17 protein-coding genes are annotated in these 14503 nt (G+C 52.5%); 16 read left to right on the forward strand and 1 reads right to left on the reverse strand.

The features are described 5' to 3' along the window. The first annotated feature begins 62 nt into the window (after positions 1-62). From greA to mtnN, 3 genes are all read left to right on the forward strand, one after another. Positions 63-539 (forward strand): transcription elongation factor GreA, encoded by a 477-nt coding sequence (gene greA / locus ACFSDB_RS13955; RefSeq protein ID WP_204890408.1) that lies wholly within the window; start codon positions 63-65, stop codon positions 537-539. Positions 540-672: 133 nt separating this feature from the next. Beyond that, complete coding sequence (locus ACFSDB_RS13960; protein WP_204890409.1) at positions 673-1368, forward strand: YrrS family protein; 696 nt, start codon at positions 673-675, stop codon at positions 1366-1368. Between the two features lie 476 nt (positions 1369-1844). Continuing rightward, the gene (gene mtnN, locus ACFSDB_RS13965; RefSeq protein ID WP_204890410.1) at positions 1845-2546 is read left to right on the forward strand and encodes a 5'-methylthioadenosine/S-adenosylhomocysteine nucleosidase; all 702 of its coding nucleotides are present in this window, start codon (positions 1845-1847) and stop codon (positions 2544-2546) included. A gap of 40 nt (positions 2547-2586) precedes the next feature. Here the strand turns inward: mtnN and pssA are convergent, their stop codons facing one another. Then, entirely contained in the window at positions 2587-3126 is a 540-nt protein-coding gene (gene pssA / locus ACFSDB_RS13970) for a CDP-diacylglycerol--serine O-phosphatidyltransferase (RefSeq protein WP_204890681.1), read from the reverse strand. 93 nt (positions 3127-3219) lie between these two features. Here pssA and ACFSDB_RS13975 point away from each other — a divergent pair, with 93 nt between their 5' ends. The 13 genes from ACFSDB_RS13975 to ACFSDB_RS14035 all read left to right on the forward strand — a co-directional run bounded on the left by ACFSDB_RS13975 (position 3220) and on the right by ACFSDB_RS14035 (position 14418). Then, complete coding sequence (locus ACFSDB_RS13975; RefSeq protein WP_204890411.1) at positions 3220-3993, forward strand: phosphatidylserine decarboxylase; 774 nt, start codon at positions 3220-3222, stop codon at positions 3991-3993. Between the two features lie 40 nt (positions 3994-4033). Further along, the gene (locus ACFSDB_RS13980) at positions 4034-4555 is read left to right on the forward strand and encodes a YqeG family HAD IIIA-type phosphatase (RefSeq protein ID WP_204890412.1); all 522 of its coding nucleotides are present in this window, start codon (positions 4034-4036) and stop codon (positions 4553-4555) included. Further along, positions 4552-5655: a ribosome biogenesis GTPase YqeH gene (yqeH, locus tag ACFSDB_RS13985; RefSeq protein WP_204890413.1), complete on the forward strand. Its 1104-nt coding sequence runs from the start codon at positions 4552-4554 to the stop codon at positions 5653-5655. The genes ACFSDB_RS13980 and yqeH overlap by 4 nt, the downstream gene beginning before the upstream one ends. A gap of 10 nt (positions 5656-5665) precedes the next feature. Further along, positions 5666-6493: a shikimate dehydrogenase gene (gene aroE / locus ACFSDB_RS13990; RefSeq protein WP_204890414.1), complete on the forward strand. Its 828-nt coding sequence runs from the start codon at positions 5666-5668 to the stop codon at positions 6491-6493. Continuing rightward, on the forward strand, positions 6480-6779 hold the full coding sequence (gene yhbY / locus ACFSDB_RS13995) for a ribosome assembly RNA-binding protein YhbY (RefSeq protein WP_204890415.1): 300 nt from the start codon (positions 6480-6482) through the stop codon (positions 6777-6779). Before aroE ends, yhbY begins: the two co-directional genes overlap by 14 nt. Further along, on the forward strand, positions 6776-7378 hold the full coding sequence (locus ACFSDB_RS14000; RefSeq protein WP_204890416.1) for a nicotinate-nucleotide adenylyltransferase: 603 nt from the start codon (positions 6776-6778) through the stop codon (positions 7376-7378). Before yhbY ends, ACFSDB_RS14000 begins: the two co-directional genes overlap by 4 nt. Then, the gene (yqeK, locus tag ACFSDB_RS14005) at positions 7332-7907 is read left to right on the forward strand and encodes a bis(5'-nucleosyl)-tetraphosphatase (symmetrical) YqeK (RefSeq protein WP_204890417.1); all 576 of its coding nucleotides are present in this window, start codon (positions 7332-7334) and stop codon (positions 7905-7907) included. Before ACFSDB_RS14000 ends, yqeK begins: the two co-directional genes overlap by 47 nt. Beyond that, a complete protein-coding gene (gene rsfS / locus ACFSDB_RS14010) occupies positions 7904-8242 on the forward strand; it encodes a ribosome silencing factor (RefSeq protein ID WP_204890418.1) in 339 nt (112 codons plus the stop codon). The genes yqeK and rsfS overlap by 4 nt, the downstream gene beginning before the upstream one ends. After that, a complete protein-coding gene (locus ACFSDB_RS14015; protein ID WP_204890419.1) occupies positions 8239-8961 on the forward strand; it encodes a class I SAM-dependent DNA methyltransferase in 723 nt (240 codons plus the stop codon). The genes rsfS and ACFSDB_RS14015 overlap by 4 nt, the downstream gene beginning before the upstream one ends. A 217-nt stretch (positions 8962-9178) precedes the next feature. Continuing rightward, positions 9179-9754: a helix-hairpin-helix domain-containing protein gene (locus tag ACFSDB_RS14020; protein WP_377340374.1), complete on the forward strand. Its 576-nt coding sequence runs from the start codon at positions 9179-9181 to the stop codon at positions 9752-9754. A gap of 84 nt (positions 9755-9838) precedes the next feature. Then, positions 9839-10411: a ComE operon protein 2 gene (locus tag ACFSDB_RS14025; RefSeq protein WP_204890420.1), complete on the forward strand. Its 573-nt coding sequence runs from the start codon at positions 9839-9841 to the stop codon at positions 10409-10411. Between the two features lie 11 nt (positions 10412-10422). Continuing rightward, complete coding sequence (locus tag ACFSDB_RS14030) at positions 10423-12684, forward strand: DNA internalization-related competence protein ComEC/Rec2 (RefSeq protein WP_377340377.1); 2262 nt, start codon at positions 10423-10425, stop codon at positions 12682-12684. A gap of 327 nt (positions 12685-13011) precedes the next feature. Continuing rightward, positions 13012-14418 carry an LVIVD repeat-containing protein gene (locus ACFSDB_RS14035; protein ID WP_204890421.1) on the forward strand — a complete coding sequence of 469 codons (1407 nt, stop codon included), beginning with the start codon at positions 13012-13014 and terminating at the stop codon, positions 14416-14418. Positions 14419-14503: the final 85 nt, after the last annotated feature.

Genomic DNA, 14503 nt, shown 5'->3' on the forward strand with positions numbered 1-14503 from the left:
TGATGATACGAGACTGACGGATGCTGGGCATCTAGAGTCAGCAGTTGAAGGAGTGGGGAAAAATGGCTAACGAAAAACAATTTCCGATGACAGCTGCAGGAAAGCAGAAGTTGGAGGATGAACTGGACTTCCTGAAAACGATCAAACGCAAAGAAGTGGTTGAACGGATCAAGATCGCCCGCGATTTCGGAGACCTTTCCGAGAACGCTGAATACGATTCGGCGAAAGAAGACCAGGCATTTGTAGAAGGACGCATCTCAACATTGGAATCGATGATTCGCAATGCAGTTATTATAAATGAAAACGAATTGAATAAAGACATCGTCCGTTTGGGTACGACTGTGACTTTCGTTGAAGTTCCGGACGGCGACGAAGAAGCATACACAATCGTCGGCTCGGCAGAAGCGGATCCGCTGGAAGGCCGCATTTCCAACGACTCGCCTATCGCGAAAAGCATGATCGGCCGTACGGTCGGCGAAATCGTCAAAGTATTGACGCCAGGCGGCGAAATGGAAATCAAAATCGTTTCAATCAATTAAGAAGGTCGGCCATTCAGAGTCTGAATGGCCGTTTTTCAAAAAAACTTGCGCTCTTTTGAAACATTCCTATCTAAAATACGTCAAAGTTGTTATGTTCATTGGACCTAAATAATTAGAAGAGGAGGGCGAAAGAATGGCAAATGAAGAAAAAAGATATCCTTCTCGCTTGAAGAATAAAAAGAACCGTTCCAATTCCATTCTTAATATGATGATCGGCTTGGTGTTCACGCTGATCCTGATCACCGCAGGATTCATTTTCCTCGACAGCGGTGAAGAAAGCGTCCAGGAGCCGGAATCCGTGAAAATCGCCTCAGAATCGGAAGAGCAGCTGCCTGCTGAAGAACCGGAAGGCGGCGAAGAAGCCCCGGCTGAAGACGGTAAGGATGAAACCGAAGAAGCAGACAAGAACGAAGAAGCTCCGGCCGATAAAGAAGAAAAGCCAGCTGAAGAAACAAAAGAAGGCACTGTGACAGTCGGCGGAACGATCACCCGTGAAGATTCAAGCGATCCGATCGTGGAAGAGACCGTCATCAACACAAGCTGGGAGCCGGTTGGGACCACCCAAACAGGCGAACACGTTTCGGTCTATCAAAAAGGGTCACCCGACTGGAATGAAAAAATCAAAGCGATTTCGTATGCAACCGGATTGTCGGAAGACAATATGTACATCATGATGGTGAAAAACGGCGGCGGTCCACAGAAGTCGATCGGCGTTGTGCAATCCAAGGATGAATCCCAGAAATACCGCGTCCATTTGGAATGGATTGACGGAAAAGGCTGGGCACCGGTCAAAATGGATGTCTTGAAAACGCTGAAAGGCGCCTATTAAAGGGGCGTCTTTTTTTACGGCTAGTTGAGATTGAACATTAATTGAATTAGGTATATGTAGTGTAAATAATTTCAGCAATCGATATTCCGCAAAGCAGCTGCGCTTGCCGCGGGCTCGCGTCTAAGCCTCCTCAGTCGCTGCGCTCCCTGCGGGGTCTCAGCCGTCTCGCTGTCCCGCAGGCGTCTCCGCTGTTTTGCTTCATATCTTGGATAGTACTCCTAACTAGGTGAAGTTATCGGCTTTCAAAGAACTATACCAGCGCCGGCGCGCTAACGGGCTGGGCGAAGCAATGAGACGGATGTTCTACCCGGCTCATTGCGGGAGCCAAAGAGGTGCGCAAAGCATTTGGGCACCTCTTTTGCGACGAGCTTGCGCAGGAGCAATCGTCTTTGCCCTTCCCAAAGCGCCGAAGCGCCTAAACAACAAGGAATAAACTTAATTTACATAATACTATTATCTGAAAGGAAGTTGAAAAGATGAAAATCGGAGTTATTGGGGCAATGGAAGAAGAAGTGGAATTGCTGCGCGGCAGCCTGGAAAATGTAGTGACTGAAGAAATCGCGAATTGCGAATTCACGTCCGGCACTTATAAGGGGCAGGACGTTGTCTTGCTGAAAAGCGGCATCGGGAAAGTGAATGCGGCTATGTCGACGACGCTGCTGCTTCAGAAATACCAGCCGGATGTCGTCATCAATACGGGTTCGGCCGGCGGCTTCGACCAGAACCTGGAAGTCGGCGCCATCGTCATTTCCGATGAAGTCCGCCACCACGATGTGGATGTAACGGCGTTCGGATATGAAATGGGGCAGGTTCCGCAGATGCCGGCAGCGTTCCGCTCGGATGCCGCGCTGATGGAACTGGCTGAAAAAGCGGTGGAAGAAGTCGGAGAACACGCGTACGCAGTCGGCCTCATCGCAACCGGCGATTCGTTCATGAACGATCCGGTCCGCGTGGAGACAGTACGCGGCCATTTCCCGGACATGAAGGCGGCGGAGATGGAAGCGGCGGCAGTCGCGCAGGTGTGCCACCAATTCGGCGTGCCGTTCGTTGTCATCCGTGCCCTTTCGGATATTGCCGGCAAGGAGTCGGACATTTCATTCGACGAATTCCTTCCGGTTGCCGCCAAGCACTCGACCGACATTGTCCTCAATGTCATTGAGCGCCTCAGCGCTAAATAAGACGACAAAAAAAGCTGGTGGCGGAAATCGCCTCCAGCTTTTATACTTTTCTGAGTGTGAATGTGCTGACCATCATGAGCGAGCACAAGAGGAACAGGAACATGTAAAGGACCGGCGGGAACACGGACAGGCCGAAGTAGGACAGCGTCACGACAGTTCCGGCAGCAGTGATCGGCAAGCCGGTGAAATAGCCGTTGGATTCCGAGATGTTGAAGCGCGCCAAACGGAACGCGCCGCTTGCAATGTAGATGACGGTGAAGGCCATGCCGGCGATGCCGAAATCCACCAGCACCAATTCATACATCAGGATGGCAGGAGCGACGCCGAACGAGATGATGTCCGCCATCGAGTCAAGCTGTTTGCCAAGCTCGGATTCCTGATTGAACTTTCGGGCGATCATGCCGTCGAATCGGTCAAGAAATGCTGCGATGAAGATGAAGAGGACGCTAAAGCTATAATAACCGCCGATGGCCGCCATCAACGATGCGCCGCCAAAAGCCAGATTTCCGATTGTGATCATGTTTGCAGTCTGGGATCTCATTTTTTTGATTGTATGGTCCATACGGTCTATGAGTAGCAGTGGAAAACACTCCTTTTTCATAAAGTTATTCAGTTCATTATACTGCCTTTGGCCAAAAAATGGTAGACTATTTTAAGCGACGGAGGTGTCTGTGTGAAGAAAAAGTTTTACCAGCGCTCGATCGAACTGACAAATGGACCGCTCACTTCAGGCATGATCCGGCAATTTGCGCAGTCCCGCTTGAGCCGCTGGATGATTCCGAGTTATATTCGAACCTATAAAATTGATACAGCAGATGTCGGACAGCCGCTTGGCTCGTTCGGGACGCTGCATGATTTTTTTATTCGCCGGCTGAAAGCGGAAAGCCGCCCGGTCGCCGAAGAACCAGTTGTGTCCCCGGTTGATGGAAAGATCGAAATCGCCGGGAAACTCCACGAGGGCATCTCATTCCTGGTCAAAGGCCAGCAATATTTCCTGGGCGACCTGCTCGGCAGCGACGAACTGGCGCGTGTGTACCAAAACGGCGACTACATCGTCCTTTATTTGTCGCCTGCGGATTACCACCGCATCCATAGCCCGGCTGACGGCTCGCTTCGCAAGCAATATGTGCTCGGGAAGAAATCCTATCCGGTCAACCAGGCCGGCTTGTCCTACGGGAAAGCACCGATCAGCGGCAATTACCGGCTGATCACCGAATTGGAGACCGAATTCGGCCCGATGCTGGTCGTCAAAGTGGGAGCCATGTTCGTCAATTCGATTGAGCTGACGAAAACGGGCGCCGAGTGGAATAAAGGCGAAGAAGTGGCTTATTTCAGCTTCGGGTCGACCGTCGTCCTATTTTTCAAGGAAGGCGAAATCGCATTCACGGAAAATGTCCAGAATGGAAAACGGGTCAAGGTGGGAGAAGCCCTGGCTCGTATGTTATAATCAGATGAATTAAGTCCGGATAAAACAGGAGTTGTTGACAATGTACCATAAATTCGTGCCAAGCCAATATGTGAAAAAAGTGTTCGATATCACGCCCGAATCGCTTCTGGAAAGAGGGATCCAAGGCATCATCACCGACCTTGACAACACATTGGTGGAATGGGACCGGCCGGATGCGACGCCGATGCTGATCGACTGGCTGAAGTCGATGAAGGACGCAGGGATCCAAGTGGTCATCGTATCCAATAATAACGAGCTGCGCGTGAAATCATTCGCAGACCCGCTCGGCATCCCGTTCATTTACCAAGCGAGAAAGCCGATGGGACGCGCATTCCGCAAAGCGCTGAAGCTCTTGAATGCCCCGCGCGAAAAGGTCGTCGTCATCGGCGACCAGATGCTGACGGATATTTTCGGCGGCAACTTGAACAAACTGCACACGATCCTAGTGCTGCCTGTTGCCCAGTCTGACGGATTCTTCACGCGCTTCAACCGCCTGGTGGAGCGCCGGATCATGAAACGCTTGAAAGAAAAAGGACAAATTATGTGGGAGGAAGAAAATTGAACGAAACACCAACGTGCATCGGTTGCGGTGCACCCATCCAGACAGAACGGCCTGGAGAGCTGGGTTATGCCCCTGCATCTTCATTGAATAAAGAAGAGATCATCTGCCAGCGCTGCTTCCGGCTGAAAAACTACAACGAATTGCAGCCGGTCTCGCTGACGGACGATGATTTCCTGAAAATCCTGAACGCCCTGGGCGAACGCAAAGGGCTGATCGTGAAAATCGTCGATATTTTCGATTTCAACGGCAGCTGGCTTCCGGGCCTCCACCGCTTTGTCGGCGGCAACGACATCTTGTTGATTGCCAATAAATCCGATTTGCTGCCGAAATCCGTGAAACAGCAGAAGCTTATCAATTGGATGAAGCAGGAAGCGAAGAAACTGGGCTTGAAGCCGGTTGACGTTTTGACCGTCAGCGCCCATAAAGGCACAGGCATCCAGGAAGCGATGGAAGCGATCGACCATTATCGCAAAGGCGAAGACGTCTTTGTGGTCGGCAGCACGAATGTCGGAAAGTCGACGTTCATCAACCGAATCATCAAGCAGGCGACCGGCCAGTCGGATATCATCACGACGTCCCATTTCCCGGGCACGACGCTTGATATGATCGAAATCCCGCTCGATGACGAGAAATCGCTTTTCGATACCCCGGGGATCATCAACCACCATCAATTGGCGCACCATCTTCATACGCAGGACTTGAAGATGATTATGCCTAAAAAAGAAATCAAACCGCGTGTGTTCCAGTTGAATGCCGAACAGACGCTTTATATTGCAGGGCTTGCCCGTTTCGATTTCATCAAAGGCGACCGTTCTTCGTTCACGGTCCATGTGGCGAACGATTTGCCGATCCACCGGACCAAGCTGGAAAACGCCGATGCGCTTTACGAACAGCATCTTGGCGGCATGCTTGCACCGCCGTCTGCGGAATTCAAGGACGACTTCCCGGAGCTTGTCCGCCATGAATTCCGTGTCAAGGACGCCAAAACCGATATCGTCTTTTCGGGCCTTGGCTGGATCACGGTGCAGCACCCGAATGTCATTGTGGCAGCCCATGCTCCAAAGGGAGTCGAAGTGCTGCTGCGCCCATCACTGATCTAGGGGGATTCACATGAAGAAATGGTATGCCGTTATAGGCGACCCGATTGCCCACTCCATGTCGCCGTTCATGCACGATTTATGGTTCAAGGAGCACGGCATCAACGCCACCTATATCCCGATCCATGCTGAACCCGCCAAGCTCGAAAAGGCATTCCAGGCGATGAAGACGCTCGGGATCTGCGGACTGAATGTCACGCTGCCGCATAAGAGTTCGATCATTCCGTTCCTCGACCGATTGGATGAAACAGCGGTCAAGATGAATGCTGTGAATACGGTGACGTTTGAAGGCGGGAAATCGGTGGGCTGGAACACGGACGGCGACGGCTTTGTCCGTTCACTGGCCGCCAATCCGCTGCCGGAAAACCCGAAAATACTCGTTATCGGAGCAGGCGGGGCGGCAAGGGGCATCGTATTTGCCTTGAAGCGCGCCGGCTTTTCCGATGTCTCCGTCGCGAACCGGACATACCGCCGCGCCGAGGAATTGGCGCACGCTGCAGGATGTACGGCCGTGACCATGAAAGAAGCAGAACTTGCTTTAGGGCAATACAATATACTCATCCAGACGACCTCGGTCGGCCTGGCGAAAGATGAAGGGCTGCCGCTGTCTATGGAACATGCGGCAGCCGGTTCACTTGCAGCGGATATCATCTACAATCCGCTCGAGACGCCGTTTCTGAAAGCGGCGAAAGAAAAAGGCTGCACGGCTCTTAACGGAGTCGGCATGTTCGTCTACCAAGGTGCAATCGCCTTTGAAAAATGGACGGGCGTGGAGCCGGATACCGAAAAAATGATCGGAATCATCACGGAAAAATTAGGAGGCAATTATGTTAACAGGTAAACAAAAGCGTTTTTTGCGCAGCGAAGCGCATCATTTAGATCCGATTTTCCAAGTCGGGAAAGGCGGCGTCAGCGGCACGATGCTGCGCCAGATCGAGGAAGCGCTTGAAGCGCGTGAACTGGTTAAAATCAGCATCCTCCAAAACAACGAAGACGACAAAAACGACGTCGCGAACCAATTGGCTGAAGGAACAGCTGCGGAATTGGTGCAATTGATCGGGCACACCGTGATCCTCTACAAGCAGTCCGTCAACAATAAACGCATCGAGCTGCCGAGAAAAGGATGAGGAAAGTCGGGATTTTGGGCGGGACATTCAATCCTCCTCATCTCGGCCATCTGATCATGGCGAATGAAGCTTTTCATTCCATTGGCTTGGATGAAGTCCGCTTTATGCCGAACTTCATCGCTCCGCACAAAGAAGTGGACGGGGCAGGCGCGGAGCAGCGGCTGGAAATGGCCCGGCTAGCCATCGCAGGCTATCCGATCTTCCGGCTGGAGGATTTCGAGATCCGCCAGGGCGGCGTGTCGTTTACGTACGATACGATGGTCAAGCTGATTGAGCGGGAGCCGGAGACCGAGTTCTATTTCATCATCGGCGGCGACAGCGTCGAAGGCTTGCCGACGTGGCACCGGATCGATGAATTGGCGGAGCTGGTGCGGTTTGTGGGCATCAGCCGCCCCGGATTCAAGAACGAAACGCCTTACCCGGTGCTGATGATCGATTCGCCGGAAATCCTGCTGTCATCGACGATGCTGCGGGAACGGGTGGCTGCCGGACGGACGATTTCATTTTTAGTGCCGAAGAAAGTCGAAGCTTTTATTCGAAAGGAGCAATTGTATGGACCAAAGCACGATGCTTCAGAGAGTGAAGAAACGCCTTCCTGAGAAACGCTATATCCATGTCATCGGCGTCATGGGCACCGCAACGGAGCTTGCAAGGCGCTTCGGCGTGCCGGAACCCAAGGCGCAAGTGGCGGCGATTCTTCACGACGTCGCCAAATTTGCGGACCGGGACTGGATGAAGTCAATCATCATCAAAGAAAACATGGATCCGCTGCTTCTCGATTACCATGCCGAACTTTGGCATGCGCCGGTCGGGGCTTATGTGGCCAGCTATGAATTCGGCGTGCAGGACGAAGATATCCTGAATGCCATCCGCTACCATACGACGGGCCGTGCCGGCATGTCGGACCTTGAGAAGATCATCTATATCGCCGATCTTGTCGAACCGAACCGCAAGTTTGCAGGAGTCGATGAATTGCGACAATTAAAAGAACAGGGATTGGATGTTATGATGGAAGCCAGCATCAAACATACGATTGAATTCCTGGTGTCCAAAAATCAACCGGTTTATCCGGATTCACTGAAGTGCTTGAATGACTTCACAAAACAGAAAGGGAAAGTGAACGAATGACTAAACAAACATTACTACAAATGGCGTATAACGCTGCTGAAGATAAAAAGGCCGAGGATATCGTCGTATTGAACATGGAGGGAATCTCGCTTTTGGCAGATTACTTCATCATCTGTACGGGGAACTCGGACCGCCAAGTGCAGGCGATTGCGCGCGAAGTGATCGAGCAGTCGAACGAAGCGGGCAACGAAGTGAAAAGCGTCGAAGGCTTTGACGCAGCACGCTGGATCCTTGTCGACCTGGGCGATGTGGTTGTCCACGTCTTCCATAAAGACGAGCGGTCTTATTACAACCTCGAGCGGCTGTGGAGAGAAGCGCCGACGATGGAAATATGAAATACGGGAAATTCGCCTCGGTTTACGATGAACTGATGGCTGACATTCCGTATGAAAGCTATGTCGAATGGGTCGGGGGCCATGTCCGGTCCGGGAAGCTCCTGGATTTGGCATGCGGCACCGGCACCCTTTCGCAGCTGTTCAGCGAAGTGGGCTTTGACGTCACGGCCAGCGATTTGTCGGAAGACATGCTGACCGTGGCGAATCAGCGCTTCCAGGAAGCGGGGCTGGATATTCCGGTTCTGCAATTGTCGATGGACAATCTGGAAGGGCTGGAGGGATTCGATGCGGTGACAATCGCCATCGATTCGCTCAATTACCTGGAAACGGAAGAGCAGGTGCGGGAGACGTTCCGCCAAATTTACGCGGCCCTCAATGAAGGCGGGCATTTTTTCTTTGATGTCCATTCCGTCTTCAAAGTGGATGTAATTTACATGGATAGCCCGTTCGTCATGGACGGGGAGGATGTGGCTTATATCTGGCACACCGAGCCGGGTGACCATCCGCATAGCGTGGTCCACGACATCACGTTTTTCATGCGGCAAGGCGAGCGGTTCGAGCGGTTTGAAGAAACCCATGAACAGCGCACCTATCCGGTGGAGACGTATGTCCAGTGGCTGAAGGATGCCGGCTTCACAGTTGGTTCGGTAACAGCGGATTTCACCGCTGAAGAGCCCGGACCAGAAAGTGAACGGATCTTTTTCCACGCTGTAAAATAAAACCGGATATTTTTCAAACCTGTATGGAATTTCGATTCTGTGCGGGTTTTTTGTTTTTCAAAAAGCATAGAAAAAAAGGCGTCAGGTCCTCTCCAACAGCTATGGACAAATTCCGGGAGTTCGTATACAATTCAGACAGCTTTATCGGATTGCCTCCTGAAGAAATGAGGGATGACGGCTGAAACTATCCGAACTTCGCGACAAAGCCGGCTGGCTGGTGATTCCAGCCGCGGCAGCGATCGCATTGGCAATCTATTTTTTCATTCCCCGTGAAGAACCGGACCCCGTTCCGGGCACATCTTTAGAACTGATCCAGGCTGATCTCTCTCAGCAGACGGAAACCCCCACCCAAAAAGAAGAACTCCCTGAAAACGTCATGGTCGACATCAAAGGCCACGTTGCCAAACCCGGCGTCTATGAATTGCCGAACGGCGCGCGTGCGCAGGAAGCCATCGCCGCGGCCGGCGGCTTTTTGCCGGAAGCCGATTCGCGCGCAATCAATCTGGCGATGAAAGTGGCTGATGAAATGGTGCTGTATGTGCCGAAAACAGGCGAAGAAGCGGTGCTGCCGCCGCAAGCGGTTGCGCCGTCCGGCGAGGCGCTGGTCGACCTGAATTCGGCGACTGAAGCCCAGTTGATGGAACTTCCGGGCATCGGCCCTTCGAAAGCCGCAGCCATCATCGCGTACCGGACCGAGAACGGCAAGTTCGCGAAAATCGAAGACCTGACCAATGTCACCGGCATCGGCGACAAAACATTCGAGCAATTGAAAGACGGCATCACGGCCAAGTGAACGGCAGATGAGCCGATCGGCCGGTTGACGAAAATCCCCCCTCTGCTACACTTATTTTAAACAATGAAGCAGGAGGCATTCACGATGAAGCGAATAACTTGGGATCAATTTTTCATGGCGCAAAGCCATTTGCTGGCACTCAGAAGCACATGTACACGGCTGGCGGTCGGGGCGACCATCGTCCGGGACCGGCGCATCATGGCCGGCGGCTATAACGGCTCCATTTCGGGCGGCGACCATTGCATCGACAAAGGCTGCTATGTGGTCGACAACCATTGCGTACGGACCATCCATGCCGAAATGAACGCCTTGCTGCAATGCGCCAAATACGGCGTCAGCGTCAACGGGGCTGACATGTATGTCAGCCATTTCCCGTGCCTGCAGTGTTCGAAATCGATCATCCAGGCGGGCATCGGGCGCCTGTATTATGCGGCGGATTACAAAAACCATTCCTACGCCATCGAATTGTTCGAGCAGGCCGGCGTGGAAGTGGTCCAGGTGATGTTCGACGAACGGAAAATCGATTTCCTCAGTGCCGAAAAGTCGGTCCTGTACATGGAATTGCTCGAAAAGCTGCGCGAAAAAGGCGGCACTGAAGAAGAAATTGCCCATTACACTGAACGGGTGAGCGAATTATTCGGAGAAATCGAAGTGTAAACGGAAACGGATTGATTTACTTGGCGGCAGCTGCTGCCATTGCCAGTCTGGCAGCGCATGAAACACCGGTTGTTCTCGGGTTCTTAGCGCTGCTTTTTTGCTGGATGGCCTGGAAAAAGGAGCCCTTCAGGAGATGTCTCCGGATCGGCGCCTTCGCAGCCCTGGTTTTCATCGTGCAAGATTTGCGCGCCGAAGAAACTGCGGCTTTGCCGGCTTCCTATAGCGGGAAAGTTGCGTTTCAAGGCGGTTACACGATCGATGGCGGCAGTATGCGGGGATTTGCGGAACTGGACGGCGGACGGGTCTCCTATGTGCGCTACCGGTTCGTTTCGGCCGAGGAGAAGAAGACGGTTGAGGAAGCATTGCCGCGTGTCGTCCTTTTCGCGACGGGGCAATTCGAATTGCCACCGCCTGCTGCACACCGGTTCTCATTCGATATGGCGCGCTATTTGAAGAACAACGGGGCGTCTGCCATATTGGAAATCCGGAAGCTCGAGCGTATGGAACCTCTTGATACCATCGGGGCGCGGCTTGCTTTCCAGCGGAAAAAATTGCAGCGCCATATCCGCGGAACATTCCCGGAAAGTCTGGCCACAGAAGCCGAAGCGCTTTTGATCGGCGAGCAGGGGAATATGGGTCCGGAGGAGCGGCAGGTCTACCAGACGCTCGGCATCACGCACCTTTTCGCCATCTCGGGGCTCCATGTCGCGATCCTTTCGGGCTTGCTTTATTTTCTGCTCATCCGCCTGCATGTCCGGAAAGAAGCGGCACTCATTCTGCTTCTTTTCGCTTTGCCGATCTATGCGGTGCTGGCAGGCGCCGCACCGTCCGTGCTCCGTTCGGTAGCCATGGTCTGCATCGTGCTTTTTGGCAGGTTGATGAAGATCAACGTGGCGATTGCGGATGTGCTGCTTTCAACCTTTATATTATTCATCTTGTGGGATCCTTATATGATGTACAATATCGGCTTCCAATTGTCCTACGGTGCAACTTTCGCCATCATCTATTCAGCGAAGTTCCTGGGCGGGGCTGATTCATCCATTGCCCAGGGATTGCTGATCACCTGCATTTCCCAGCTCACGCTGTTTCCCTTGCTGCTCTATCATTTTTTTGAAGTGTCGTTGTCGGCATTTGTTGTGAACAGCTTGTTTGTGCCGCTCTATACGGTGGTGATCCTGCCCGTGAACCTGGTGCTGCTCGGTTTGACGCTGATCCAGCTCTCGGCTGCAGAAGGCCTGTTCGCCCTTTATGTGCCGGTTAGGGGATGGGTCGGTGATTTCATGGAGGTACTGGCAGCAGTTCCGCATCAGATGTGGAATCCGGGGAAACCGCCGCTTTGGCTGGTCCTGCTTTTTTTTGCATGCCTAATTATTTTCTACAGTTTGGCGGAAAAGGGATTCCGCTGGCGGCAAATGGCATTCATACTGGTCCCGGCAGCAGCGTTTACAGCGGCACCTTACCTGGATCCGGCGCTGAAAGTGGCATTTCTGGATGTCGGGCAAGGGGACAGCGCCGTTATCGAATTGCCTTACCGCAAGGGTGTTTATGTCATCGACACGGGCGGCGTTTTGCGTTTTCAGACAGAGAGTTTCCAGGAAACGGACCGCCCGTATGAGGTAGGACGGCAAGTCGTGGTGCCTTATTTGAAAGGATCCGGAATTTCAACTGTGGATCTCTTGGTCCTAAGCCACGCCGACGCCGACCATGTGGAAGGTGCGGATGAATTGTTCAAGCTTCTGGAGATCGAAAAGCTTCATCTTTCGCCCGGGTCGGAAAAAGAGGGCATTATGCAGGAGCTTGCCCCATTTGCGGGAGAAGCGGCGGTTGAAGGGCCGCTTCGTGGTACGTCTTGGCAAGAGGCAGGCGTCCGTTTCACTTACCTGTTGCCCGGGGACCGTGAATATGGCGGCAATGACGACTCACTCGTTCTGCTTCTCGAAAGCGGGGAATTCAAGCTGCTGTTTACCGGCGACCTGGAAGCCGGTGGGGAACAGGAGCTTCTGTCGTCAAGCGGCGCAAGAATTGCAGGCCTCGATATCCTGAAAGTCGCCCACCACGGCAGCAAAACGTCGAGCACGAAGGAATTCCTGGCAGCGGCCGCGCCGACCCTGTCGATTTTTTCTACGGGGAAAGACAACCGCTATGGCCACCCCGCACCGGAAGTCGTGGAGCGGTTTCGGACACTTGGGCTCGCAACGCTAAATACCGCTGAAAATGGGACAATCGAGGTAAAAGTGGAAGGCGGCCGGGCGGAAATCTTGCCGGTGCGCTGAACAAAAGGCACAATTCGTGATATGGCCTTGAAGGGGGATTAAAGGCTATTAGGGAGTTGTCGGTAAATTCAAAGGAAAGGCTTCTGCAATTCGGAAGCTTTTTTGTTTGCCCGCGGCAACGCCTAGTGGTTCTATTTTCTAATTGGTCCGAAAAATAAAAGAGGATGCTTCGCTACGCTAAGCAATATGGAATAAAACGGAATAAGCCAAATTGTTTATTTTTTAAATATTGGAACAATTAATCTGAAATACCATTGCGTTTTTTAACTTCAAATGAATATACTATATTTGGTAAAAATAAAATTATATCCATTAGGAGGAATTCATTTGGTCATTAAGAAACCGTTTTTGAATGTTTCACTTGCTGCTCTCTTGCTTCTGTCGGCGGCGCCTGGCGTCCTCGCACACGATGCGCTCGATGGCAGCGATTTGTCGAAAGGGCAGCGCAGTGTTTTCTCCAATGAACAAATCATGAACTTGAGCGATCCGAGCATCAGCGGATCTAAGAACCTGTCGTTCCTGAACGAAGGCGCAGCCGCACAGCTTAAGGAAATCAACGGCGTGCAGAACAACACGGCAGATGTCTATGCCCATAAAGGCTATGCCTACCTCGGTACCCATACAGCCAACGGCGGAAACGGGGGCGTCCGTGTCTTCGATTTGAAGGATCCTTCCAATCCTGAAGAGGTAGCTGTTTTCGGACACGATGACGTGCCCGGCACTTGGCAGGAAAAAGTCATCGTCAAGAGCATCAATACGCCTCATTTCAAAGGCGACTTGGCAGTGGTCAGCGTCCAGCAGCTCAACCGGAACAATCCCGACACGGCGGGCGGATTCCTGCTGTATGACGTAACGGACCCGACGGATCCGAAAAAGCTCGGCTACTGGGAAACGTATGCTTCTACACGCGGCACACATGAACTGTATTTGACGATGCAAGGCGACCGCGCGTTAGTGTTTGCATCAAATCCGTATGCCGATTATTACAGCCACGGCGAGCAGAAGGATTTCCAGATTGTCGATGTTTCGGACCCGGCAAATCCGGAAACGCTTTGGCAGTTTGATCCGCGGTCCCTTCCGGAAGTGCCGGACTCGTTCAACGGCTATAACTGGAACGCACCGGACGGCAAAACGAGAGCGGTATTCAACCACAGCGTCATCACCGACCATAATGCGCAATTCGCTTATGTCTCCATGTGGGATTTAGGGACGGTCATCTTCGACATCAAAGACCCTGAAAATCCGGTCTACGTCGGACGCACAGATTTCTCTTCTGAACAGCAAGGAGCGGCGCATTCCGCGGCGATTGCCAAAGGCGGAAATGTGCTGATCGAAACGCGCGAAGTTTCGAGTCCGGTAAGACCCGGCTATGAGAAATCATACGGCTATACGCGGATCTTCGACATCAAAGACAAGGCGAACCCGAAACTATTGAGCGAGTTCAAAACGGACTTGACCGAAAAAGTGGAAGACGGACCGACATTCGCGAACACCGTCCATGACCCGAAAGTGCAGGGCAACACATTGTATCTGAGCCATTATGCAGGCGGCGTTTATGCGGTCGACATCACGGATCCGAGCAAGCCTGTACAGATCGGCCAATACACGCCGGACCAGGCAGACGTCTGGGGCGTCTTCGTGGACCGCAACTATGTGCTCGCATCGGATATGGGCCAAGGCCTGAAAGTGCTGTTGAAGAACAATGCACCTCAAAATGTGGCCGAAACGGAATAAAACCCACTGAGCGGGCACCTGATGGCAGAAAGAAAAGGCGGAATCCAGTTCCACAACTGGATTCCGCCTTTTAGCTCGTTGAGAT

Origin of the sequence: Planococcus chinensis (assembly GCF_042681545.1) — a bacterium.
In the GTDB taxonomy this organism is placed as follows: Bacteria; Bacillota; Bacilli; order Bacillales_A; family Planococcaceae; genus Planococcus; species Planococcus chinensis.